This window comes from Plantactinospora sp. DSM 117369, from assembly GCF_053764795.1.
In genome coordinates this window covers 5584803-5608874 of sequence record NZ_CM132446.1, presented here as the reverse complement: position 1 = coordinate 5608874, position 24072 = coordinate 5584803, and the positions used below count along the sequence as shown (strand labels likewise).

The window sequence follows — 24072 nt, the reverse complement described above, 5'->3', positions numbered from 1 at the left end:
TCCGAGCTTTGCAGCATGCGCTGTACCGGGCGGCCAAGGCCGATCCCGGGCGTCGGTTCCATGCGCTGCGAGACAAGGTCTGGGCTTCCCCCTGAGATGTGGACACCCTGAAACTGGACGTTGGTCCAGAGGAAGGGGTGTCCCCGTTGGGGCGTCCATCGAAGTACACGGAAGAGTTCCAGCGTGACGCGGTTGACCTGGTCCGTTCGTCGGGTCGGCCGATCAACCAGGTCGCCCGCGAGTTGGGGATGAGTCACGAGACGCTGCGGAACTGGGTCCGTAAGCAGGAGCGGCAAACCGGCACGGGTCCGGCATCGGGTGGGGACGCTCTGTCGGTGGCGGACAAGGACGCGGAGATCGCCCGGCTGCGGCGTGAGGTGGCTGAGCTGCGGCAGGAGAAGGAGATCCTGCGCAAGGCAGCCGCGTATTTCGCGAAGGAGATGGATCGGTGACCAGCCGCTTCCGGTTCATCTCCACCCACCGCGCCACCTGGAGCGTCAAGCGGCTGTGCCGGATCCTGGCCGTGTCCCGCTCCGGGTTCTACCGCTGGGCCGCCAGCGAACCCGCACGGCAGGCCCGCGCCGCCGCCGAGGACGCCCTCGCCGAGCAGATCAGGATCATCCACGCCGACTCCGGTGGCGCCTATGGGTCCCCGAGGGTGACCGTCGAGCTGCGCGACCGGGGTGTGCGGGTCAACCGCAAGCGAGTCGAGCGGATCATGCGGCAGCGGGAGATCGTGGGCCGGCACCTACGCCGCCGCAAACGCACCACGATCCCGGATCCGGCCGCCCCGCCGGCGCCGGACCTGATCGGCCGGGACTTCACCGCCACGACACCGGACCAGCGGTGGTGCGGCGACATCACCTACCTCCGCGTCGGCGGCGGCTGGCTCTACCTGGCCACCGTCATCGACATCGCCACCCGCCGCCTGATCGGCTGGTCGATCAACACCCACATGCGCACCAGCCTGATCATCGACGCCCTGGACGCCGCAGTCGCCGCCCGGAGCGGCCGAGTCGACGGCGTGATTTTCCACTCGGACAGGGGCGCCCAATACGTCAGCCGCGACTTCGCCGACGCCTGCCAACGGCACGGCATCCGCCGCTCGATGGGGCGGATCGGATCCTCGTACGACAACGCCCTGGCCGAGGCGTTCTTCGCCACCCTCAAACGAGAGTTGGATGTCGACCACCACCGCTGGACCACCGAACCCGACGCCCGCCGCGACGTGTTCCGGTGGATCGCCTTCTACAACCACCGGCGCCGCCACTCCGCACTCGGCTACCTCAGCCCCGCCGACTACGAACAAACCCTCACACCGGCTACCCTGCAACAGATCGCGGCATAACCCGGTGTCCACATCCCGGGGGGAACCTCAGTCTTCCGCAGGGACGTCTTGTGGCGTGCGTGGGTCGCGGTTCGCCGGAACAACGGTGCGCCGGGCATCGATAGGACCACTTTGGACCAGGTCGCGCAGTACGGGGTGGCCTGGCTGCTGGACGAGCTGGCCAGCGAACTGCGGGACGGTAGCTGGCGGCCGTTGCCGGCGCGTCGGGTGTTCATCCCGAAGCCGGGTACCAATGAACAGCGGCCGTTGTCGATTCCCGCGGTTTGTGACCGCATCGTGCAGGCGGCGGTGAAGATCGTGCTCGAGCCGGTCTTCGAGGCCCAGTTCCTGCCGTGCAGCCATCAGTCAAGTCAGTACTACCGTTGGCCACCCCGCAGATCCGGCACCGCGAAAACCCTGCCGTCGCGACGAAGCAGGTGCCCGACCGGAGATACCAACCACGGCAGTGCGCGCGTCAGCAGGCACGCTCTCATCGACGAAGTCACGAACGTCCGGCAAGCTGTCCGACGCCGACGAATCACGCCGGTACCCGATAGCTCGAAGAGTCCTGTGCATCACTGTCCCTACGCTTCACGGATTCAGGGCGGCGACTATATCGGCACCTCGCCCGACGTCGCACGTCAGTCTCGGCGTCCGCTTCTGCCGCAGAGCACGCGCGGCGGTGGGTGCGCACGGGTCACAGAGCGTGGGCGTCGTACGGCTGGCGCGCCGTCCGATCATGCCGACGTGCGTATGCTTGACGGGTGTAAAGGGCTACTGGGATGAGCGCGTCAGCTGGCCGGTGCCCACCCATCGCACCACGAAGCGGCGGGACTGGGGGACAGTTAGCACAACCCCCATCGCCAGAAGCCAGCCAACGCCGACAACGAACGGATCCGGTGTCGGGGAGGCGAAGGCCACCAGAAGCCAGCTCAGGACGGCGAGCGCCAGCAATCGGACGATCACCACGATTGCAGCCGTGATCCTCATGCCTGGAGCATCGCACATCTAGGAAAGACGTTGGGTTATCGAAGCGCCTACCCGCAATGTCCGGGCAGCCCCGCTCAGATGATTGGCCGAGATCTCCTACAACATCCGCTTCTAGTCGCGATCCGGGCGCCGACCGACTTCAGTGGTAAGCCAGCGTGAGCAGCGGCTTGAAGATCACGGGGTCAGCAGGCGGCCGACGGAGCCGAAGCGGCAGACCTCCCGGGGTGTGTACGTCTGGCGTACCTGGCTCTGCGCCGAAGCCCGTACGCCGACAGCTACGGCGCCGACGACGATCAAGAGATCGAGCTCGGCATGGATACGTACTGCTTGGTGGTCGACCCAGGCCAGGCCACGCATTACGGCGGAGTGCGCGAATGCGAGATCAGGGACCGCGAGCTGCGGCTCGTGCTCGACCAGGAAGCAGCCGCCATATTGGGCCTGCCGGTCGAACAGCGTTTCGTCCTCGACATGCCCGCGCACCAATTGAATCTTCTTGGTCGGGGCCTGCGCAGGGTACTGACCTCCGGCCGAGGTGACGCCGTCCCGGGCCGGCTCGACGTTTGACGCCGGACCAGGCTCCGGCCGGCAATGGACTGGCTGTCGCCACGAGCGGACTTGCCGACAGCGTCCGGATCTTACGCGATGGGCGCGACGCCAACGAGCGCCTCGGGTCAGTCGAACGTGATGCGCCGCGGCATCGTGGGGTATCCAGGGGCCTGCTCCCGAAGTCCAGCCCTGGTCATACTGCCCCACGGCCTCGATGAACTCAGCCGGCGGTCGGTAGGAATGGGCAGTGACGTAATGCCAGATGAGCGACGGTGCAGCGAACATCGCGCCCGGCCCTGACGGCACCGTTCTACGAGGCGTTCACCACCCTGGCGTGGCTGGCCGCCCACACCCACAGCATCGAACTCGGGCCCAGTGTCGCGGTGGTGCCCCAACGCCACCCACTACAGCTGGCCCGCGTCACCGCCACCCTCGACCAGCTCTCCGGTGGCCGGCTGATCCTCGGCGTCGGAATCGGCTGGGCGACAGACGCCTTCGATGCCCTGGGTATTCCGTTCTCCCGGCGCGGCAAACTCACCGATGAATGTCTCCTCGCCCTGCGCGAACTCTGGACCACCGACCTGGCGTCCTTCCACGGCGAAACCGTCTACTTCGACAACGTCCATCCCGCGTCCCGCCCGGCCCGCGTCCCACACCCCCCGATCTGGATCGGCGGCAACAGTCCCGCCGCGCTTGTGGCTTCCCGAGACCTGCGGCCCCGTCGACCTGAACGACCCCACCCACCAGGCCCTGGTCATGCTGCTTGGGCACCAGTCGAAACGGGAAGTGCTCCGTGCCCGGTTCCGCACCATGATGGCCATGCGCGCGCAAGCCCGCGATCAGGTTCGGCACCTCGGCGGGCGACCGCCCTACGGCTACCACCTGGTCGACGCCGGACCCCACTCCAACACGGCGCACGCCCGCTGGGGACGCCGACTGGCTGGCGCCGCTCAAAGTGGCCTGTGCGGCAGCGACGAGGCGCAGCTCCAGCTTGGAGCCGCTCTCGGCCGCCCGCGAGGCAAGGTCGCGGTGGTAGGCGCGATTCGCGAGGATAGCCAGCCGCCGGGCCGGCGACCGGGGCGTAGGCCGTGCTATCGCCGGACGCCACGGTGCCAGCCGGTGGCCTCGATGAGGAAGTTCGCCGCTCTAACAACCTCGATCACGCGACGGGCCCAAACACGGAAATCGACACACTTCCGGTCAGGTGGGCAGTGCTCCGTACCGTTCGATCAGGGCGGGGTCGGCGGGTGGGAGTGTCTCTCGCAGCTGCGCTCCGTCGTGCCGAAGGCGGTTTAGCAGGGAGCTGTACGGAACCTCGCGGGGGCCTGTGTCCCGGGCGGCGGCGAGTGCGGCGACGGTGCCTGCGGCCTGGCCCTGGGCCATGCAGGTTGGTATGACGCGGGTGGACGCCAAGGCCTCGTGGCTGGCGGACACGCACTTTCCAGCGATGAGGAGATTCTCGATCCCTTTGGCGGTCAGGCAGCGCAGCGGGATGTCGTAGGGCCGTACACTCCTGGAGTCGACCCATGAGCCGTCCGGGCGGTGGATGTCGATATGGTAGGCGCCGATGGCGACAGCGTCAGGAAACGTCGCTCCGGTGCTGACATCGTCGGTGGTGAGCAGGTAGTCGCCGTGGACACGCCGACTCTCCCGGATACCGAGCATGGGTGCGATCTCAAGCAGGCGGCAACCGGCGAAGCCGGGGATCGCCTTAGTGAAGAACGCGAGCAGCTGTGGAATCTGGGCGTAGGCCTCGGTGTAGGCCCGGCTGATCGCGGCGGTGTCGGTGGGATCGAAGTCGGCGACTTTCGTGCTGACGGCCGCGAACTCGTCGGTGGGGTGGGTCTTGACGCCAACGACGCGGGTGGCTGGTACATCGATGGTGCCCGCTTGTCTGGCTTCGGCGAGTGCGCGGGTGAACCCGCCGAAGACGATGACGTCCTGCTCGGGGAGCCGGTCGAGTAGTTTGGCCAGGACGGTCGGGTGGTCGGCCAGCAGGTCGCGGAAGAGGCCGTGGTCGCGGCGCAATCCTTCGACCATGGCGGTACGGTCGACGCCGCCCACGCGGAAGACCAGGGTCGGGGCCTGAACGCGTCCATCGGCCGTGCGGCCCTTGGACCACGTCGCGCCCGCGTGGTATCCGACGTCTCCGTCGCCGCTGGCATCGATGAAGATGTCGCCGGGGATGGACTGCCGCCCGGACTTGTTCTCAACGTGCACGGCGGTGACGCGGTCGTCGCGGCGGTCGACACCGACGACTGGACTGTGCAACAGCAGTCGTACCCCGGCGTCGTGGAGGAGTTGCATGACCCGGATCCGGTAGTGGTGGTTGTCCAGCGAGACCGCGGAGCCGCAGACCGGGTCGAGGACGAACCCGGATGCGTGGCCCTGACGGTGGAGGTCGGTGACGAGCTCGGCGGCGATACCGCGCACGACCTGACGGTAGTCCCGGGAGTGGAATCCCAACCAGGGCAGGATCGCGGAGTTGCCGCCGACGAAGCCCTGTGCCTCGATCAGGGTGGTCGCCGCGCCAGCGCGGGCGGCACACACGGCGGCTGCGATGCCGGCGGCGCCACCGCCGACGACCACGACGCCACGGTTACCAGAAGCCTTCGTCACCTTCACTCCTCTGGTGCCTCTGCCCGGCAGCTGACGTACCGGGTCGGTGCCGTGTCGGGCTCTTGACTGTCGCCCGCACGGCCCCTACGGTTGCAACACATCAGATGAGTCGGCAGGTTAGCAGATGAATCCTCTAAAGTGATCTGATGACTACCGGGAGAATTCCGCTCTACCGGCGGATCCAGGAGGATCTGCGCCGGTACATCGACGAGCATGGCTTGCGCCCAGGGGACGCACTGCCATCGGAGGCCGAACTGGCTTCCGCGTTCAGCGTCAGTCGCCTGTCGCTCCGCGAGGCGATCAAGTCCCTGGAGTCGGTCGGCGTGCTGCATGCGCGCCATGGTGGCGGTGTCTACGTCGCGGAGTTCTCGTTCGCGCCGATCCTGGAGAACCTGCCGTACGGGTTTCAGCTCAGTGAACGCAACCTTCGTGAGTTGCTGGAGCTGCGTGAGTCGTTGGAGGAGGGACTGATGCCGAAGGTGCGCCAGGCGATCAGACCGTCCGACCTGCGGGAACTCGACGCGCTGGCGCAATCGATGCAGCAGGCCGAGGCGGAGCCGATCGCCGCTGAACTCGACCGCCAGTTCCACCGGCGGCTGTTCGAACCGCTCGACAACCGTCTCGTCCTCCAGATGATCGACCTGTTCTGGGAGGTGTTCCACCGGATGCGCCACGGACTGGACCGGACCCCTCCGGCGGCCGACGCCCGCGCCGCCCGGCACCAGGCGATCGTCGACGCGCTGCGGACCGGCGACGACGCAAGTGCCGCTGCCGCGATGAGCGACCATTTCGCCGACCTCCGGGACTGGCTTGCCCGTCGCGACGCCGAACGACTGCTCACGGGAGCCCGCGAGCGCCTCGCGAGCAACGCTCGCCCGTCCACCTCAGACGCTGGTACGCCAACGGCCGTTCCATCGGGAGATGACACATGACCACCATCACCAGACGACGCCTGCTCGGCGGAGTCGCCAGCCTCGCCGGTGTATCGCTGCTGCCCGCGTGCGGCGACGACGATTCCGGCACAGAGTCCTCGAACAAGTTGACGATCTGGACCTTCTCCACCAACCAGAAGCAACATCTCGAGGCGTTCGCTGCGGCGCATCCCGACCTCGACGTCGACATCGTCAGTTACTCGCTCGACGACCTGCACGAGCGGCTGCTCGTAGCGCTGACCGGCGGTACGGGCCTGCCCGATGTGACCCAACTCGTTCTGCGCCGATCCGACGAGTTCTTCCGGACCCGGCAGTTTCTCGACCTCACCGACACCCTCGGCCCGCTCGAGAAGGACTTTCCGCCCGGCTATTTACTCGGCTTCAACGGCAAGATCCACGCGTTTCTCATGGGTCCGGGCAACATGGGGCTCTGGGTCAACCGCGAGGCCCTCGCCAGGCACGGCATCGACGTCGACGCCCTGGACACCTGGAGCGCGATGGCGGAGGCCGGTCGTGCGCTCAAACAGGCCACCGGCGGCAAGAAATACCTGTTCCTGCAGCCGGGTGGCGTCGACGGGTTCAACTACTTCAACGGCTTCTACCACTCCAGAGGCGGGCGGTGGATCGCCGAGGACGGCACGGTCGTCGCCGATGCGGCGCTGGTCGCCGACACCCTTGACTACTTCGCGCAGCGCCGAAAGGAGGAGATCGCCTACCGCGGCTACTGGGCGGAACCGTCGTTCTTCGACGCGGTCAAGGCCGAGACGGTGGTCGGGTTCGGCGCCAACTTCTCGGTAGGATCGCTCACCCTGCCGAAGAACGTGCCGGACCAGGCGGGCAAGTGGCGCCTGCTGACCTGGCCCAAGTGGGCCGCTGACGCACCGGTCCAGACCGGTGGCTTCGGCGGCAGCCTGTACGCGGGCCTGGCCCGTACCCGTAACCCCGACGGTGTACGCCAGTTCGTCAAGTGGTGGCTGACCCCGGAAGGGCTCAGGGCGCAGCAGCAGGCACTCGGCCTGATCGGCTACAAGCCGACCGCGCAGTTGTTGGAGCCGGAGCAGCCGAACCCGTACTTCGGCCAGAAGATCGGCAGTGAACTGGCCGCAGTCACCCTGCCGCCGTTCAGCTATGCCGACTGGGCTGCGGTCACCAAGACCGTCCAGTACGCGCTGGACCAGACCCTGCTCGGCAAGTGGACACCGCAGCAGGCTGCGAGCGAGTCCCTCGCCGAGCTGCGGCGTCGCTAGCCGTGCGAGCGATTCGTCCCGGTAGCCGGTCCGAGGGCCGGACACCGATCGCTACCAGGTCTGTCCAGGAAACCGCCGAGGTGGTGCCGCCCCCGCCAGAGACACCGGGCATTCGCCGTCGTCGCGCCAGGCGCGACCAGCGCCCGTACCGGCCGTACGTGCCGTACCTGTTCATCGCCCCGTTCTTCGCCCTGTTCCTCCCCTTCGGTGCCGGTTCGGTCCTACTGGCCGCGGGGATGAGCTTCGCCGACTGGCCGATAGGCGCGAGTCCCACGTTCAGTGGCATCGACAACTACAAGCGGGCGATCGACGATCCCATCTTCGGGACCGCGCTGGGGAACACCACCACGATGCTGCTGTCCTACCTGGCGCTCCTGCTACCCGTGTGCCTGGTCGTGGCAGTCGGGCTCGGCCAGCTCCGCGCGCGGACCCGCAACGCCGTACAGATCCTCGTCTTCATCCCGGTGACCATGTCGCTGATCGCCGTGTCGATGGTCTTCGACCTGCTGTACAACGAGAACCTCGGGTTCATCAACCAGAGCCTGGCCAGGCTGGGCGTGGAGCCGATCGGGTTCCTCAGTGACCCGGCCCTGGCTCCGTGGTCGATCGTCGTGCTGCGGGTCTGGCGGGTCGTCGGGTACTACGCCATCATCCTCTTCGCCGGCCTGCAGGCCATCCCGGTCGATCTCTACGAGGCCGCACAGATCGACGGCGCCGGGCCGTGGCGCCGGTTCTGGAACATCACGCTGCCACTGCTGCGCCCGGTCACCATGTTCGTCCTCGTCGCGGCGTCGATCGCCGCGTGGGAGCTGTTCGCCGAACCGCAGGTTCTCACCGAGGGCGGCCCGGCCCGGTCGACACTCACCGCGGTGATGTACATCTACCAGACATCCTTCCTCGAGTTCGACCTGGGCAAGGGCGCGGCGTCGTCCGTCCTGCTCGCCCTTCTGATCATCACCACCACCTTGGTGATCACCCGGTTGCTGAGGAGCAAGACCGATGCGTGAACGCACTCTGGCCCGGCGGCTGCCCTACTACGTGATGTTCGCGGTCATCGCGCTGTTCGCCGCCATTCCGCTGTACTGGCTCGTGCTGTCCTCCATCAAGCCGGTCGAGGACCTGTCCGACCCATCGCCGGTTCCCGCCCGGCTGACCCTGGACAACTACCTCATCGCGTTGACCGACACCGAGATTCCGCGGTGGTTGGGTAACACGCTGCTGATCGCCATTGCGACCACCGCGCTGGGACTGGCGGTCAGCGCGCTGGCCGCATTCAGCTTCGCGCGGCACGTCTTCGCCGGGCGTTCCATCCTGTTCGGGATGGTGATCGCCAGCCTCGCGATCCCGGAGTACGTCACGGTCATTCCCCAGTACACGATCATGCGGGAACTCGGCCTGCTCAACACGTACGCAGCGGTGGTGCTCCCGCTGGCGGCGCACGCGCTGACCCTGTTCCTGCTCCGCCAGTACTTCCGGCAGCTACCGGACGAGCTGTTCGACGCCGCCCGCCTCGACGGCGCCAGCGAGTGGTCGACCTTCCTCAAGGTGGCGTTCCCGCTCATCCGGCCGGGGCTCGGCGCGGCCGGCCTGATGCTGTTCCTGAGCAGCTGGAACGCCTATCTCCTCCCACTCATCATGCTGCAGAGTTCGGACCAGTTCACCCTGCCGATGGGCCTGGCCTTCCTGCACAGCCAGATCCAGCTCGGCGACACCGCCATCTCACCCTGGTCGGCGATCACCGCCGGGACCGTGCTGTCGATCCTGCCGTTGGTGGTCTGCCTGCTCGCCATGCAGCGGCACTTCATCGCCGGCATCACCCAGGGTGCCGTGCGCTGAGGCAGACCCCATCCATGGAAGGAACCACGTGATCGAACTGCGGGGCAACATCCCACCGGTCATCACCCCACTGCGTCCGGACGGCACGGTGGACCTGCCGGCGGTGGCCCGGCTGACCGAACACCTCGTCCACGGTGGAGTGTCGGGGCTGTTCGTTCTGGGATCCTGCGGTGAGGGCCCGACCCTCACCACCGCCGTCCGCACCGAAGTCGTCAAGGCGTTCCAGGCGGAGGCGGCGGGGCGGGTGCCGGTACTGGCCGGCGTACCCGAGGCAGGAACCCGGCGGGTGATCGAGGCCGCCGAACAGGCCATGGGCGCCGGGGCCGACGCCGTGGTCGTGATGGCTCCGCAGTACTTCGTGTTCGACGGGCATGAGCCCGTCGCGGAGCATCTGCACGCCGTGGCCGCCAGCACCCCGGCCCCGATCGTCCTGTACAACCTGCCCTCGGCGACGCAGAACCCGATCACGCCCGAGGTGGTCGACGCCGTGGCGGTCCTGCCGAACGTGGTGGCGCTCAAGGACTCCAGCGCGGACTGGGACGCGTACACCCAACTGTCGGACGCGGCCCGACAGCACGGTCTCGCGGTGTTCCAGGGCGCCGAGCGGCTCATCGCCCGCAGCCTCGACCATGGCGCGGACGGGGCCGTGGCCGGCATCGCCAACATCGACCCGGACGTGGTGACCGCCGCGATCGGGGCCGCCGCCGCAGGGGACCGGGCGGCCCTGGCCCGGGCCCAGGCGCGCATCGACACGTTGTTCGGGTTGTACGAGGCGGGGTTCTGGCTCAGCGCGCTGAAGACGGCCGCGAGCCTGCGTCGGCTGTGCGGCCCCGAGCTGACCGCACCGCTGCCCCGCCTCGACCCGGGCGGGGTGGAGCGTATCCGCGCCGTCCTGCGTCGAGCGGGCGTGCCCGTCCTGGACGCGGCCGATGAGTGAGCTGCGCACCGGGATCCTCATCGTCGGCGGCGGGCTCGGCGGGGTCGCCGCCGCGCTCGCCGTGGCACGCTGCGGGCATCGCGCGATTCTCACCGAGCCGACCCGGTGGCTCGGCGGTCAGCTCACCTCCCAGGCGGTGCCACCGGACGAACATCCATGGATCGAGCAGTTCGGCGCGACGGCCAGCTACCGCTCGCTGCGCGACGGCATACGCGAGTACTACCGGCGGTGGTATCCACTGTCCGCCCAGGCGCGGGCGGCCCGCCACCTCAACCCGGGACGCGGTTCCGTGTCCGTCCTGTGTCACGAGCCCACCGTCGCCCTGGCCGTCATCGAGGCGATGATGGCGCCACACCGCGCGGCCGGCACCGTCCAGGTGCTCCACGCACACCGCCCGATCGCGGCCACCGCAGACGCCGACCGGGTCACCTCCGTCCGATTCGTCGACGAGGCGACCGGTCACGAGGTCGACATCCACGCCGACTACGTCCTGGATGCCACGGAAACGGGTGACCTGCTGCCCCTGGCCGGGGTCGAGTACGTCACCGGAGCCGAGCCGGCCGGCGAGACCGGTGAGCCGCACGCCGCCGCAGACGCCGAGCCGCAGCGCATGCAGGGATTCACCGTCTGCTTCGCGATGGACCACCGGACCGGGGAGGACCACACCATCGACCGGCCCGCCGACTACGACCGCTGGCGGGCGGCCGATGCCCCGGTCCGCCCCGCACAGCAGATCGGCTGGCCGAACCCGGAACCCGGCCACGGAGTCCTGCGACCGAACCCGGATGCGGCGTCGGACGAAAAGGTCATCGTCTCCGCCTCCCACACCGGCCGGTTTGCCCCGCCGGCCGGCTGGAGCCCGATCGCCGACCTGTGGCGCTTCCGGCGGCTGCTGTGCCGACACAACCTCACGCCGTCCCCGCCCAGCGACATCACCCTGGTCAACTGGTCGGCCAACGACTACCACGGCGGGTCGATCGTGGACGTGCCGGCGACGTTGGCGGAGGCCAACCTGCGTGCGGCGCGGCAGCTCAGCCTCAGTCTGTTCTACTGGCTGCAGACCGAGGCGCCTCGGGCCGACGGCGGCACCGGATTCCCCGGTCTGCGACTGCGTCCTGACGTCACTGGCACACCCGACGGCCTGGCCATGGCCCCGTACATCCGGGAGAGCCGGCGCATCCGGGCGGTCACCACCATCCGGGAACACGACATCGCCGTCGCCGACCGTGGTGAGCACGGCGCCGTCCGGCACGCCGACAGCGTCGGCATCGGCAGCTACAAGATCGACCTCCACCCCGGAACCCACGGCGGCGCGCGAATGTACGCCGCCGCCCACCCCTTTGAGATCCCCCTCGGTGCCCTCCTGCCGGTGCGCATGCGCAACCTGCTCCCAGCCGCCAAGAACATCGGTACCACGCACATCACCAACGGCTGCTACCGCGTCCACCCCGTCGAATGGAACATCGGCGAGGCCGCCGGACACCTTGCCGCCTACTGCCTGGGCCACGGCACCGAACCTCACCAGGTGCGGGAAGATCCCCGGCACCTGGGCACCTTTCAGAGCATCCTCACCAGTCACGGCATCGAGCTGCGGTGGCCCGAGGTCCGTGGCTACTGATCGAAAGGACCGACCTTGAAACCGCGAAGACAGCTGCTCGCAACCGCTGCCGTCGGCGTCGCCGTCGCGCAGGTTTTCGCCGCCACCCCCGTCGCAGCCTCGCCGAATCCACGACCCGTGCCGCAGGTCGTTTTCGCGCACGCCACGACCGCCTCCAGCGTCGCACTGGCCTGGCGATGGACGTACGGCATACCACGCCCGCAACGGTTCGAGATCGAGGCCGGCACAGTCGCCGACGGCGCCGGCGAACCCACACCCGCCACCTGGACCGCCCAGGGCTCGACCCCCGGTACCGCCCATGCCTTCACCGCCGGCGGTCTTGCCGCCAGCACCACGTACGTGTTCCGGATCCGGGCACGGACCGCGGAGGGTGACACCGACTGGGCCGTCTCGTCCCCGGTGACCACGGCGGCCATCAACTCACTGACCCGTGCGACCGTGGTGGCGCCCACGATGCCCGGCAATCCCCGCAACGGCGAAGGTTCGCTGGTGGAGCTGCGCGACGGCCGGCTGATGTACACCTACGGTCGCTACGAAGGGCTGGGCGACCTTTCCGCGTCCACCATTGCCGCGCGTACCTCGGGCGATGGCGGTGCCACCTGGTCCACCGAGTCGATCCTGTTCGGACAGCTCGGCGGTACGCAGAGCTTCATCCAGCCGTCGGTCGTCCGGATGGCCGACGGTGGCCTGGGCCTCAGCTACACCGTCGCCGAGGCGACGGACTCCGCTTGGAAGGTCTTCAGCCGCAGCTATGACGAGGGCGTCACCTGGAGCAGTCCGACGACCATCACGGACGGCTCGTTCGGCTACATGACGGGTAGCAACGCGCGCCTGTACGTGCTGTCCACCGGGCGGCTGTTGCAAGCGATCAACATCAAGCTGTCGGATCCGGACAGCCGCGCCGTCATCATTTTTACCTCCGACGACCACGGCCGGACCTGGACCAACCAGACCCCGGGCGGGTTGCGAGCCGACATCCGGCTCGGTCTCATCGAGCCGGCCATCGCCGAGTACGGTCCGGGCCAGTTGCTGATGCTCATGCGCACCACGCAGGGATTCCTGTGGCAGTCGCGATCCCGGGACTTTGGCGCGAGTTGGACCACGCCGGAACGCAGCGACGTCACTCACCCGGCCGCGCCACCGTTGCTGACCCGGATGCCGAACGGCCCCGGGATCGTGCTCATCACCACGGCGGACGCCCCGGAGGGCAGCCGACGGGTGCTGGCGTCGAGGATCAGTCTGGACGGCGGCGTCACCTGGACCAACTACCGACAGATCGAGTACCGGAGCAACGCCCGGGTCCACTATCCGGCGATGCTCTACGCACGGGACCGCATCCACCTCGTCTACTACGCGGCTCCGGGGAGCTTCGGCGGGACCGGTCACCTGTCGCTGCCGAACGACTGGTTCCGGGCCAGGGAGGCGTTCCCGTACGGTCCGTCGACAACTATCCACATCGCTGGCGAGACGGCCACGTTCACCGCGGTCAGCGGCGGTGCAAACCCGGTGGCGGGCACCGAAGTGCTCGTCGACGGCCGGCCCGCCAGCCTAGTAGACGGCCGGTTGATCCTCGCGCCGGGCTACCACACGGTCGCCTACCGGTCGACCGACACCGCCGGGTCCGCCGAACGCTGGCGGGAAACCGCTGCCGTGGTGTGGTGATGCGGGAGTCCGGCTAGCGTACGGCCGCGGTCCTCGATCAGCCTGTCTCCGCCCCCGGGGATGGGCTGACCGAGGCCGTCCATATTGGATCGGCGTCCCGTGTGACCAGGGCGGATGATGGGCCATCCGGCACGAAACTTATTGACAGTGTAAGCCTGGTGTCAGTAGCTTTCCGACATAGATCAGGTGCAGTTCCCGCCTTCGAGGAAGGACGGCACGCCGAGATGTCCAATCCGAACCTGACCCGACGAGGTCTCATTACGACGACGGCGCTGACCGCGACGGCCGCCGTCCTCGGCCAAGCCGAGCCCGCATTCGCCACCGGCCAACACCCGTCGCGCCGCCGAGTCACCGTCGGCGACCACAACGGTGCCCCGGCGATCCTGCTCAACGGCCAGCCACTGCCGGCGGTCGCCTACATGACCTATCTCCCGCACCGGGGCCAGTTCGGTGACTTCGCCGATGCCGGCTACCGCCTGTTCAGCGTGGCCTCGTTCCTCGGCGACCGGGGCATCAACTCCACGAGCGGGATCAGACCGTTCCGCCCTGGCATCTGGAAAGGGCCCAACGAGTACGACTTCACTCCCGTCGACGAAGACCTGGCGCGGGTGCTCGACGCACGTCCGGACGCGCTCGTGCTCCTACGGGTCAACCTCGACGTGCCCGAGTGGTGGGAGGCGCTCCATCCGGACGAGCTCAGCGTCGCCTCGGACGGCGGCACCCTGCGCCAGTCGTTCAGCTCGACCGTGTGGAAGCGGCAGGCGGGCGACGTGCTGCGGGCACTCATCCGGCACAACTCGCGGTCGCCCCTGGGGCGGTCGGTTATCGCGTACCACCTCGGGGCCGGCCAGACCGAAGAGTGGATGTACCACGGCAACCGCGACCGTTTCCCGGAATACAGCCGGTCACACCAGCAGGCCTTCCGCGTTTGGCTACGTCGTACCTACCGGACCGACCGGGCACTACGGGCAGCCTGGCAGGACGACACGGTCTCGCTGCACACGGCGACCATCCCGGACGCGACCGCGCGCCTCGGCGACGAGAGCCGGGTCCTGCGCGACCCGGCCACAGAGCAACCATCCATCGACTACTACCAGTTCCACTCGCACGCGGTGGCCGATGCGGTCATCCACTTCTGCCGGGTGGTCAAGCAGGAGGTCGGTGACAGCGCCCTGGCCGGCGCGTTCTACGGCTACAACATGGAAACCACCCAGGTGGACGTGGGACAGAACGCCCTACGCCAGGTCCTCGCGTCGCCGCAGGTCGAGTTCCTCGCCAGCCCGAACAGCTACGCCCGTCGCCAGCCCGGCAACGACTGGGCCTACTTCAGCCTCACCGACTCGGTCAAGCTGCACGGCAAGTTGTGGATGAGCGAGTCCGACACGCGCACCCACCTCAGCCAGGGTTTGTCGGTCGTCGCGCCGGAGGTCAACCCGACCGGCAGCGTGCCCGGGCAGTATGACAGCAGCCTGTGGCTGGGCCCTGAGGACCCGACGATCACGTTGGCGCTGCTGAAGAACAACCTCGCCCGGGCATTGGCGACCGGCGCCGGGCTGTGGTGGTTCGACATGTGGGGCGGCTGGTACGACGACCCCGAAATGATGGCCTTCATGGCGAACGCGCGCGGCCTGGTGGCCGAGTCGATGCGGGCGGACCGCCGCTCCGCCGCCCAGGTCGCGGTGGTCGTGGACGAGGAGAGCTATGCCTACTTCAGCCACAGCCGCAACCACAACCAGCAGTTCCTTTACGGGCAGCGACTCGAACTGGGGCGCATGGGCACGCCTTACGACATTCTGCACGCCCAGGACCTGCACGACCGTCGGACGCACCACCACAAGCTGTTCATCTTCCTGAACAGCATCAAGGTCGACCGCCACCTCCGTCAGGTCGTCAAAGGACTGCGCGACCAGGGCAGGAGCTTCCTGTGGGGCCACGGCGCGGGTTGGTTCGGCCACGGCGCTCCCGGTGTGGCCGGGGTTCGCGACCTGACCGGAATCGAGGTGGCGGCGCCCGAGCTGCCCACGGTGGACCTTCGAGTGCAGACGGTGGCCAGTGACTCCCCGGCGCTGGCCGGCGTCGCGACGGGCACCCTGTTCGGCACCACGAGCGTGAAGGGGAACCCGCTGATCCACCCGACCGGTGTCGACGTTGAGGTGCTGGCCAACGTGAACGGCACCACGCTTCCCGGCGTCGTCCGCGTCCCGCACCGTCGGGGCGGCTACTCGACGTACACGGTCGGGCCGCGCATTCCACCGCGATTCCTACAGAATGCCGCCAGGGAAGCGGGGGTGCACATCTACAACGACGTGGACGACGTCTTCTACGCCAACCACGAGTTCATCGCCCTCCACGCGACGCAGGACGGGCCGCGTACGATTCGCCTGCCCCGGACGGTGGCGGCCGTCACCGACGCTTTCGACCCGAGCCGCACACCGTTGGCGCGCGACACCGACAGCTTCACCATCGAGTGCGGCGAGCACGAGACCTACCTCTTCCGGCTCGACCCGGGTCGGCGGGGGTGATCCGATGAGACTCGTTCGTTCACGCCGCCACCGCGCCGTCGTCTACCTGCTGGCCGTCACCGTCGCGGCCACCTCACTGGTCGTGACCGGCTCGACGGCGACCGCCCACCCCGACGTCGCATCCAGCACCCGTCCGGTCGCCGTGCCGCTGCTCACCCGGGACAGTTTCGCCGACCCGCCGACCTCGGTGCGGCCGAAGTATCGCTGGTGGATGCCGCTGGCGTACACCGACGACCAACAGTTGGCCGCCGAGCTGGCCCAGATGAAACAGGCCGGTGCGGGCGGCGCCGAAGTCGCCCCGTTTCTGTCCGAGGGACCCGGCCACCGCACCAACCCGTTCCTGTCCACCTACGGCTGGGGCACGCCGCTGTGGACGGAAAAGGTTGAGACCATGCTCTCGGCGGCCCGGGACACCGGTCTGAATCTCGACTTCACCATTGGCCCGCGGTGGCCGGCGACCGTGCCGACGGTGGCCGACGTGAACCACCCGGCCGCAGCCCAGAAGATCGTCTTCTCGCACGAGTTCGGCGCCGGTGGCACGAGGCGCACCGGAGCACTACCCACCAACTTCGACACCGCGCCGCCGGCCGGGGCCAACCGGACCCTCATCGCCGCGCTGGTCGCGAAGTGTGTCGACCCGCAGTGCGCCAGCCAGTCATCGCCCCGGCTGCTGGACCAAACCAGCGTCACCGACGTCACCGCCCAGGTAGCCGCCGACGGCACGCTGGACATGGTGTTCCCGGGCGACGCGGAGAGCACCTACGCGCTGATCGCCTTCTACCAGACCCCGAACGGTGGCAACCTCAACGGCTACACCGCGACCGTCACGAACTACGCGCTCGACACGTTGAGCCCGGCCGGCGCCCAAGCGGTGATCGACTTCTACGAAGACAACATTCTCACCCCGGACGTCCAGGCACTTCTGGAGCAGTTGACCACCACCGAGTTGTTCGAGGATTCGCTGGAGCTGGGTGCTCAGAAGTGGACGTCGAACTTCGTCGCCGAGTGGACGCGACGGCGGGGCTATTCCCCGGTCAGCCTGCTGCCGGCACTGGCCGGCGCCGGCGCCCAGGGCGGACTGCCGGGTCGGTTCCCCGGCCAGCCGTACTTCGACTTCGCCGACGGTGTTGGTGACCGGGTCCGTACCGACTACCGGCAGACGCTCAGCGACCTGTACATCGCGTACCGACTCGACGTGCTGCGCGAATGGACCCGCGAGCACCACATGAAGACCCGTGCGCAGCCGTACGGAGAGGCGATCGACGCTGCCGAGGCGGCCAGCCACATCGACGTCCCCGAGGGTGAGTCGCTGGCGTTCGGCCGTAACGACAGTGCGCACAGCAACGTGCAGAACTACAAAGTCGTGGCCGCCGGTGCCCACCTCTCCGGCGCCCCGGTCGTCTCCGACGAATGCTGCGCGTTTCGGGGCAACGTCTGGGGGTCCACGGTGGGCGACGCCTCCGACACCTCCAACCTGCAGGCGGTTTACCGGGGTTACGCCGGTGGCGTCAACCAACTCGTCTGGCACGGCTTTCCGTACCTGAGCCGCGGTCCGGCCGGCTCCGCCGCGCAGTCGATCTGGCCCGGAATGAGCTACGGCGGCAACGCCTCGTACTCCGAGGCCTTCGGCGCCAAGGGCGGACCGAACTGGGCCGACTACCGACAGGTCAATGACCACCTGGCCCGGATGCAGCTGGTACTGCGCCAAGGCAAGCCGCGCTTCGACCTGGCCGTGTACTGGCAGGATTTCGGCATCGGCCTGACCGGCACGTCGGCGAACAAGCTGATTCCCGACTCGTCGGCGATGGCTTCCGCCGGGTACACCTACGAGTACGTCAGCCCGGCCCACCTGCGTGATCCAGACGCGACGGTACGCCACGGCGCGCTCTTTCCCGACGCGTCCGCGTACCGCGCGTTGCTGTTGAACAACCAGACGACCCTGCCCCTGGACACCGCGCGCACCATCCTGCGGATGGCCCGGCAGGGCCTGCCCGTGGTGATTCTCGGCGAGTTGCCCAGCAGCACCCCGGGTTACCAGCCGGACCAGGACCCCCAGCTGCGCGCGGTCATCGCCGAGCTGCTGCGCCAACGTGGGGTGGTGCGGGTCGACAGCGAGGCCGCTGTCCCAGGTGCGCTGCAGCGCGCCGGGATCCGCGCCGCCGCCGCTCACGTGACGCCGTCCGACGCGATCCTCGACGTACGCCGGCACGGTGCCGGGGTCGACTACTACTACCTGTTCAACCAGAGCGCGTCCACCACCTACCAGAATCTGACCCTGACCGGCGACGGCGTGCCCTATCGTCTGGACACGTGGACCGGTGGGATCACACCGATCCCCGGTTACCGCAAGGGTCGGGGGACAGTCACCCTGCCGGTGCGGCTGGCCGGGCACGACGCGATGGTCATCGCCGTCACCGCCCGCCGCGACACGACGTTCCCCGGCCCCGCCATCCGTGATTCCGTAGCCTCCGGGACCGGGACCGGGCCCGGCGGCCTGGCACCGCAACCGGTGCGGCTGACCGACTGGTCGCTGACCGTGGACAGCTGGACGCCCGGACCGTCCGGCCTGCCCGGCGACACCGCGCGCACCACGATCGGGCCGGTGGCCGTGTCCGCCAACCCGGACCGTACGCTGCCCGCGTGGTCGCAGCTCAATGACGATTTCGCCGACGTCTCCGGGGTCGGTACCTACACCACGCGGGTCCGGCTCGGTCCGGACTGGACCCGAGTGCGTGGTGCACACCTCGATCTCGGCACGGTCGTCGACACGGTCAGGGTCAACGTCAACGGCCGCGACCTGCCACCGGTCAACCCGATGGACCTCGGCCGCGTCGACGTCAGCGCCCATCTGCGCCCCGGCGACAACACCATCACGGTGCGGGTCGCCTCCACCTTGCGCAATGCCGTCCGGGTCGCTCCGGGCACCGGTGCCGCGTCCCAGCCCCGAATGGATTATGGTCTGCTCGGCCCGGTATCGATTCGCCCATACGCCGCCACCGCCGCAGTGCTCACGGTGGAGCCGACGCAACGGATGCTTCCGCTGGCGTCCGGGGGGTACACCGAGGCGGGAATGCTGGTTACCAACGCCTCGAACCAGCCGGTACGGGTGAACGTCGATGCCACCGGCCCGATCGGAATCACCGCGACAGGGCCACCGGCCATCGTCGTCCCAGCCGGCGGCTCGGCGATCATCCCTGCCGCAGTGCGCAACTCCGGTCCCGACTCGGGCACCAGCGTACTGACCGTAACCGCCCGGGCCAGCAACGGCCTGACCGCTACCACGCAACAGTGGCTCAGCCACTCGAACAACCTCGCTCTCAACACTGAGGGAGCGCGGTACCCACGGCTCATCGCGGAAACCGGCCAGGATCGTTTCCCCGCAGAGCTGGCCGTGGACGGTCAACCGGGCACGTACTACTCGTCGTGGGGCAAGTCCGCCGGACAGGGCCCGACCGCAGACAACCCCGCGATGTTCGGGTTCGACTTCGGCGCGCCAGTCTCGGTCAGCTCGGTCACGGTCGGCGGACAGTCGGATTTCGGCGTCCGTACCTTCACCATCGAGGCGTCGAACGACAGCAGATCGTGGCGGATGGTTGCCACCGTGCCCGGCCATCCTTCCGCTGGCGGCACCGTTTCGTTTGCCGCGATCACTGCCCGGTACCTGCGGCTGCGCATCACCGACACCTGGGATCCGGTTCGTCCGACCAGGAACGTCCAGATCAGCGAGGTGGCAGCCAGGGCATGAGTGGCGATGTCGGGTGGTGGGGCCGGCCCGAGGGCGAGCGGGTGCATCAGGCGACCGCTGGGGGACCGGTCCCATACCCGGTGTGCGGCCAGCAACTGCCGTATCGCGGTGAACACATAGCCTCCGGAGTCACCGGTGACCTGCGGCGCTCGTAAGGTCGGCTCAGGTGCCGTGACGGTGGCTCTGTGTGCCGCCCAGCCTGTGGCGTTCCAAAACTCAGTCATGTGCGCTGGCCTGGTCTTTTACGCCGCGTGTTCGTACTCGTTGAACAGATTCACGGCGGACGGGCCGGCGGTTGGTCCGCTTGTGAGCGGCTGACCGGGGAGGTGCGTGCCGGCTCCGAAGGTGACGTGCACTACGCCAACTGTGCAGCCGTACGGGCCGCAGGCGCGGATCCCATCCGGCGGGGGCTACCCGGCTACGGCCGCCATCTGGACCGGGACGGTGACGGCGTCGGATGCGAGTAGGTCCGGACGCGAGAGCCCGGGACCGCAGGTTAGCGCCGAATTCCGTCTTACCGGTGACGGTAGATCACCCAGTCGTGCCGGGCATGAGCGCCCAGCCGACCACGCGAGCCCCCGATCCGAGTTGCTGGCGCGACGTTGTCGATAGGATTGAGCGCCTGTCACCCGCTCGGGTGGAAGTGCAGTTCGACACACGTCACCGTGCGCGCGTCCGGATCAACAAAGTACTCGCAGGCGAGTGAACCGGCGGGTCCGGCCGAAACCCGCGAACTGTAGTACGGCGGGAAGGGCGCCTCACGCCCGTCGGCTGGCTGCCCAAGGTGCCGACCGGTGACCATACGGCTTCTCGGCACTCCGGCCGGATCCCGCGTCAACGCCGCCAGCAGCCCATGCAGCGCTGCCCACACTGGCCGAGGAAGGTCACCAAGGCCATCAACCCGGGTATCGAACCCGACCAGCCTCCACCTGCTATCGAGTGTCACGGCCGGCGACCTTGGCCATCAGTTTATCGATGTCGTCCGGCTCGGCCGGTGGGGCAGTCTGAATGCGTGTCACCTCCTCGGCGACTCGTCGCATCCGATTGGGGTCGTCGGCTTCCGGGTCGTCGAATGACTCGAAAGCGCCGTCGGTGGAGAAGAACCCGTCGAGCAGGCCGTGAGTGATCGGCTGCTTCGGTGCCGTCGATTGCCAGGGCGTTTCGGCCCGGGTAAGCCGGTCGAGGTCGCCGCTGGTGAGCCGCCCGTACCGGCTGGCGACGACCAGCACTGTGTTCAACAGCGGCTGGTCGAGGAGACGCCGCGGACGTGGTCGAGGTGTTGGTCGTGGAAGGCGTCGACCTCGGGCCCATCGGGACCGGCGATGATGGTTTCGCTGAAGGCGGGACGGCCGAAGAGGGCCAAGTGGTGGCCTTGGACGTAATAGAGTCGCCGGGGCCGGCGCCACGGTTTGAAGTCGAGCGCTTGTTCTGGCGCACGATCGCCGAAGGGCTGACGAGCGAACCCGCCGCTACGTATCCACCACGAAGGAGGGCGCCTGGACCTCTCCTATACGCAGAACTGGTCGCCGTGGATCGAGGCGGACGGCGCGGGCCGACCCGATGCCGGGGCCGCCCTTCACCGGCTCTCAGCCCTGGGATGGTCTTGACAGCCCTACGCCCGACCCTGGAGGAGTTAGTGCTGCACAGCATCTCTCGTCGGAATGTCTTCAGGGCCGGGTTGGCCGCGGGCGCTGGCGCAGTGATAGGACTGGCTCAATCGGCGCCCGCGGGTGCGGCGAGGCGAAGCGTGATCGCGTTCGTCGGGGTCACGGTGATCGACACCACCGGTGGGTCGCCAATGCCAGACCAAACCGTGGTCGTCGAAGGGGATCGGATCACCGGGCTGGGTGGACGGCGCGATATCCACGTCCCCCGTGGTGCGACCGTCGTCGACGGCACGGGAAGGTTCCTGATCCCGGGTCTGTGTGATATGCACGTCCACAGTGACGTGCATGAGGCGATCATCCCACCGCTGTACATCGCGAACGGGATCACAACGGTGCGCGAGATGTCGGGAGCCGACCATCTCCACCGGTGGCGGGATCGGGTCGAGGCCGGCAGCCTGCTGGGCCCACGCTCGATCATCGCGAGCCCTTTGATCGACGGCGCTCCGGGTCTTTGGGCAGGCCTGAACGCGGTCTCGTACATCGAGGTGACCAACGAACCGGAGGCGCGAGCGGCGGTCCGCCGGGTCGTGCGGGACGGCGCGGACTTCGTCAAGGTCTACTCACGACTGTCCCCCGAGGCGTACTTCGCCGTCGTTGACGAGGCCCGACGGCAACAAGTCCCGTTCGCCGGACACTGCCCCGACAACGTGCCGATCACCGAGGCCAGTCAGGCCGGGCAGCGCAGCCTCGAGCACATGTGGGGGACCTGGTACTCGACCTCCAGCCGGGAAGCGGAGATACGCCGGGCGATCGCCGAGATCAGGATCGAGCCTGGTGACTACAATAGCTGGTTCAACCAGGTGCATCCGCTGAACTGGCTGGCCGCGCACAGCTACCATCCCGGCAAGGCGGCAGCGGTCTTCGCCGGATTCGTTGCCAACCAGTCCAGGCAGGTCCCGACCCTCATCGCGATGCGGGCAATCGCCATGCCCGACGAGGTGTCGCGAACCGACGAGCGGCTGAAATATCTGCCGGCCGCCACGGCCGAGGAATGGTCGTGGGCGCTGGAGGAGTTGTTCGCGGCCGGCCGCGGTCCGACCGAAGTTGCCCAGCACCGGGAGCTTTTCGACCGCCAGCTCCGGCTGGTCGACGAGATGCGCCGGGCCGGGGTGCCGATGCTGGCGGGCACCGACAGCGCCACGCCGGGGTGCTTCCCCGGGTTCGCCTTGCACGATGAGCTGGCGCTACTCGTGCAGGCGGGTCTCACCCCCATGCAAGCGCTCCAAGCGGCGACCCTCGAGCCAGCCCGGTTCCTCAGCCGGCAGGACCACGAGGGGACGATCCGCCGCGGCAACCTAGCCAACCTGGTACTGCTGGACGCCAACCCGCTCGACGACATCCGCAACACCCAGCGGATCCGGGCGGTGGTGGTGCGGGGCCGATTCATCTCCGCCAAGGAGCGGGAGCGCATGCTCGTCGAGGTCGAGGTCGAGGTCGAGGTCGAGGTCGAGGTCGAGGTCGAGGTCGAGGTCGAGGTCGAGGTCGAGGTCGAGGTCGAGGTCGAGGTCGAGGTCGAGGTCGAGGTCGAGGTCGAGGTCGAGGTCGAGGTCGAGGTCGAGGTCGAGGTCGAGGCGCGGCGAGTGAGGTCCCCGCCGATACCCCCGCCACGGTGGGCTGTCCCTGCATGGGCCGATCACGCTGATCACTGCCACTACTCTGATCACTCCCCCTCGGGGGGTCTCGACGCGTGGTCTCAAGAACGGCAGGCCGACCTCGGGACTGCGCGGTCGCCCCCACACCCGGCAACCCGAGGCATGGTCGGCAACAGCATCGGCTCAGGCAGCGCCTACTGGACCAGCTGGGAAATCGACGCGATTGGTAACCGCACCAAGCAGACCGACCGCAACCTCACCGGCGGCAACGACACCACCACCTACACCTACAACGGCAACGGCCAGAACAAGCCTCACACCCTCACCGCCACCAGGTACCTGGCCGGCCTGCGCCGCCCGCCGAAGACGCCGGCGCAGCTGCGCGCGAGCCACGTCGACGGGTTCATCCTCACCGGCGGCAAGTGCATGCACTGTCGCCGTAGCCGGCGAACCGGCCAAGTGCCCCTCGTGCGCGGAGCTGCGTTTCGACTATCAGTGCGCCGACTGTGGACGGTTCACCCGCCCGCTGCGCCGTGGCAAGTGCCTGCGCTGTCGGCTGGTGGCGGAGATCCGGGCCGCTGCGCCCGCCGGCGTGCCGCCGGAGCTGACCGCGTTCGTCGAGGAGGTCCTGCTGGCCAACCCGGCGCGCGGGCTTCGCGTGATCCGGGCGCCCGGCGCCGCCGGCGTGCTGCGCGACATCCTCGGCGGTGTTTCGACCTCCCACCATGCCCTGGGCCGGGCAACCCGCCGCTGGGACGGTCCGGCGCCGGAGACGACGCAACCCGTGTGCAGGTCGAGCGGCGCGTCCGAGGTTGTCACGCCTGAGCAGCGC

The 24072-nt window shown here is 68.4% G+C and carries 18 protein-coding genes and 1 pseudogene; 15 read left to right on the top strand and 4 right to left on the bottom strand.

The genetic code is table 11. The annotated features are described in order from the left end of the window. Positions 1-146 precede the first annotated feature (146 nt). Both ACSMXO_RS24475 and ACSMXO_RS24470 read left to right on the top strand, forming a co-directional pair. Positions 147-1348, top strand: a protein-coding gene (locus ACSMXO_RS24475; RefSeq protein WP_455413926.1) for an IS3 family transposase whose coding sequence is annotated in 2 segments (ribosomal slippage) — positions 147-384 and positions 384-1348 — 1203 coding nt in all. Because the reading frame shifts where the segments join, the coding sequence is not laid out codon by codon here. Between the two features lie 111 nt (positions 1349-1459). Beyond that, positions 1460-2113: a hypothetical protein gene (locus tag ACSMXO_RS24470; RefSeq protein ID WP_455413925.1), complete on the top strand. Its 654-nt coding sequence runs from the start codon at positions 1460-1462 to the stop codon at positions 2111-2113. Here the strand turns inward: ACSMXO_RS24470 and ACSMXO_RS24465 are convergent. After that, on the bottom strand, positions 2102-2317 hold the full coding sequence (locus tag ACSMXO_RS24465) for a hypothetical protein (RefSeq protein WP_455413924.1): 216 nt from the start codon (positions 2315-2317) through the stop codon (positions 2102-2104). The genes ACSMXO_RS24470 and ACSMXO_RS24465 overlap by 12 nt on opposite strands. 312 nt (positions 2318-2629) lie before the next feature. Between ACSMXO_RS24465 and ACSMXO_RS24460 the strand changes: the two genes are divergently transcribed. Next, complete coding sequence (locus ACSMXO_RS24460; RefSeq protein ID WP_455413923.1) at positions 2630-2881, top strand: hypothetical protein; 252 nt, start codon at positions 2630-2632, stop codon at positions 2879-2881. A gap of 198 nt (positions 2882-3079) precedes the next feature. Here ACSMXO_RS24460 and ACSMXO_RS24455 read toward each other — a convergent pair. Beyond that, positions 3080-3169, bottom strand: a pseudogene (locus tag ACSMXO_RS24455) (DUF7919 family protein); the annotation flags it as partial. Here ACSMXO_RS24455 and ACSMXO_RS24450 point away from each other — a divergent pair. After that, positions 3136-3918: an LLM class flavin-dependent oxidoreductase gene (locus ACSMXO_RS24450; protein WP_455413922.1), complete on the top strand. Its 783-nt coding sequence runs from the start codon at positions 3136-3138 to the stop codon at positions 3916-3918. The pseudogene ACSMXO_RS24455 and the gene ACSMXO_RS24450 sit on opposite strands and share 34 nt — an antisense overlap. A 145-nt stretch (positions 3919-4063) precedes the next feature. On the opposite strand, the gene ACSMXO_RS24445 is transcribed toward ACSMXO_RS24450, so the two are convergent. After that, on the bottom strand, positions 4064-5482 hold the full coding sequence (locus ACSMXO_RS24445) for an FAD-dependent oxidoreductase (RefSeq protein ID WP_455413921.1): 1419 nt from the start codon (positions 5480-5482) through the stop codon (positions 4064-4066). A gap of 146 nt (positions 5483-5628) precedes the next feature. Here ACSMXO_RS24445 and ACSMXO_RS24440 point away from each other — a divergent pair, with 146 nt between their 5' ends. The 10 genes from ACSMXO_RS24440 (at position 5629) to ACSMXO_RS24395 (ending at position 20448) form a co-directional block, all read left to right on the top strand. Next, a complete protein-coding gene (locus tag ACSMXO_RS24440) occupies positions 5629-6414 on the top strand; it encodes a FadR/GntR family transcriptional regulator (protein WP_455413920.1) in 786 nt (261 codons plus the stop codon). Beyond that, positions 6411-7661, top strand: a complete 1251-nt coding sequence (locus tag ACSMXO_RS24435; RefSeq protein WP_455413919.1) for an ABC transporter substrate-binding protein — start codon at positions 6411-6413, stop codon at positions 7659-7661. Before ACSMXO_RS24440 ends, ACSMXO_RS24435 begins: the two co-directional genes overlap by 4 nt. Before the next feature lie 158 nt (positions 7662-7819). Continuing rightward, complete coding sequence (locus ACSMXO_RS24430) at positions 7820-8668, top strand: carbohydrate ABC transporter permease (RefSeq protein WP_455413918.1); 849 nt, start codon at positions 7820-7822, stop codon at positions 8666-8668. Then, positions 8661-9497 (top strand): carbohydrate ABC transporter permease, encoded by an 837-nt coding sequence (locus ACSMXO_RS24425; protein ID WP_455413917.1) that lies wholly within the window; start codon positions 8661-8663, stop codon positions 9495-9497. The genes ACSMXO_RS24430 and ACSMXO_RS24425 overlap by 8 nt, the downstream gene beginning before the upstream one ends. Before the next feature lie 28 nt (positions 9498-9525). Further along, positions 9526-10434 (top strand): dihydrodipicolinate synthase family protein, encoded by a 909-nt coding sequence (locus ACSMXO_RS24420; protein ID WP_455413916.1) that lies wholly within the window; start codon positions 9526-9528, stop codon positions 10432-10434. Continuing rightward, positions 10427-12052: an FAD-dependent oxidoreductase gene (locus ACSMXO_RS24415; protein ID WP_455413915.1), complete on the top strand. Its 1626-nt coding sequence runs from the start codon at positions 10427-10429 to the stop codon at positions 12050-12052. The genes ACSMXO_RS24420 and ACSMXO_RS24415 overlap by 8 nt, the downstream gene beginning before the upstream one ends. A 117-nt stretch (positions 12053-12169) precedes the next feature. Beyond that, the gene (locus ACSMXO_RS24410) at positions 12170-13714 is read left to right on the top strand and encodes an exo-alpha-sialidase (RefSeq protein WP_455413914.1); all 1545 of its coding nucleotides are present in this window, start codon (positions 12170-12172) and stop codon (positions 13712-13714) included. Between the two features lie 224 nt (positions 13715-13938). Further along, entirely contained in the window at positions 13939-16236 is a 2298-nt protein-coding gene (locus ACSMXO_RS24405; protein ID WP_455413913.1) for a beta-galactosidase, read from the top strand. A gap of 4 nt (positions 16237-16240) precedes the next feature. Further along, positions 16241-19981 (top strand): glycosyl hydrolase, encoded by a 3741-nt coding sequence (locus ACSMXO_RS24400; RefSeq protein WP_455419302.1) that lies wholly within the window; start codon positions 16241-16243, stop codon positions 19979-19981. A 185-nt stretch (positions 19982-20166) separates the two neighbouring features. After that, complete coding sequence (locus ACSMXO_RS24395; RefSeq protein WP_455413912.1) at positions 20167-20448, top strand: excalibur calcium-binding domain-containing protein; 282 nt, start codon at positions 20167-20169, stop codon at positions 20446-20448. Between the two features lie 465 nt (positions 20449-20913). On the opposite strand, the gene ACSMXO_RS24390 is transcribed toward ACSMXO_RS24395, so the two are convergent. Beyond that, entirely contained in the window at positions 20914-21219 is a 306-nt protein-coding gene (locus ACSMXO_RS24390) for a hypothetical protein (protein ID WP_455413911.1), read from the bottom strand. Between the two features lie 509 nt (positions 21220-21728). Here ACSMXO_RS24390 and ACSMXO_RS24385 point away from each other — a divergent pair. After that, on the top strand, positions 21729-24065 hold the full coding sequence (locus ACSMXO_RS24385) for an amidohydrolase family protein (protein ID WP_455413910.1): 2337 nt from the start codon (positions 21729-21731) through the stop codon (positions 24063-24065). The last annotated feature ends 7 nt before the right edge of the window (positions 24066-24072 follow it).

Bases quoted from the DNA above. Each gene is read 5' to 3' on its own strand.
- ACSMXO_RS24465 (WP_455413924.1), bottom strand. From the start codon at position 2,317: ATGAGGATCACGGCTGCAATCGTGGTGATCGTCCGATTGCTGGCGCTC.
- ACSMXO_RS24460 (WP_455413923.1), top strand. From the start codon at position 2,630: ATGGATACGTACTGCTTGGTGGTCGACCCAGGCCAGGCCACGCATTAC.
- ACSMXO_RS24440 (WP_455413920.1), top strand. From the start codon at position 5,629: ATGACTACCGGGAGAATTCCGCTCTACCGGCGGATCCAGGAGGATCTG.
- ACSMXO_RS24435 (WP_455413919.1), top strand. From the start codon at position 6,411: ATGACCACCATCACCAGACGACGCCTGCTCGGCGGAGTCGCCAGCCTC.
- ACSMXO_RS24425 (WP_455413917.1), top strand. From the start codon at position 8,661: ATGCGTGAACGCACTCTGGCCCGGCGGCTGCCCTACTACGTGATGTTC.
- ACSMXO_RS24415 (WP_455413915.1), top strand. From the start codon at position 10,427: ATGAGTGAGCTGCGCACCGGGATCCTCATCGTCGGCGGCGGGCTCGGC.
- ACSMXO_RS24405 (WP_455413913.1), top strand. From the start codon at position 13,939: ATGTCCAATCCGAACCTGACCCGACGAGGTCTCATTACGACGACGGCG.
- ACSMXO_RS24400 (WP_455419302.1), top strand. From the start codon at position 16,241: ATGAGACTCGTTCGTTCACGCCGCCACCGCGCCGTCGTCTACCTGCTG.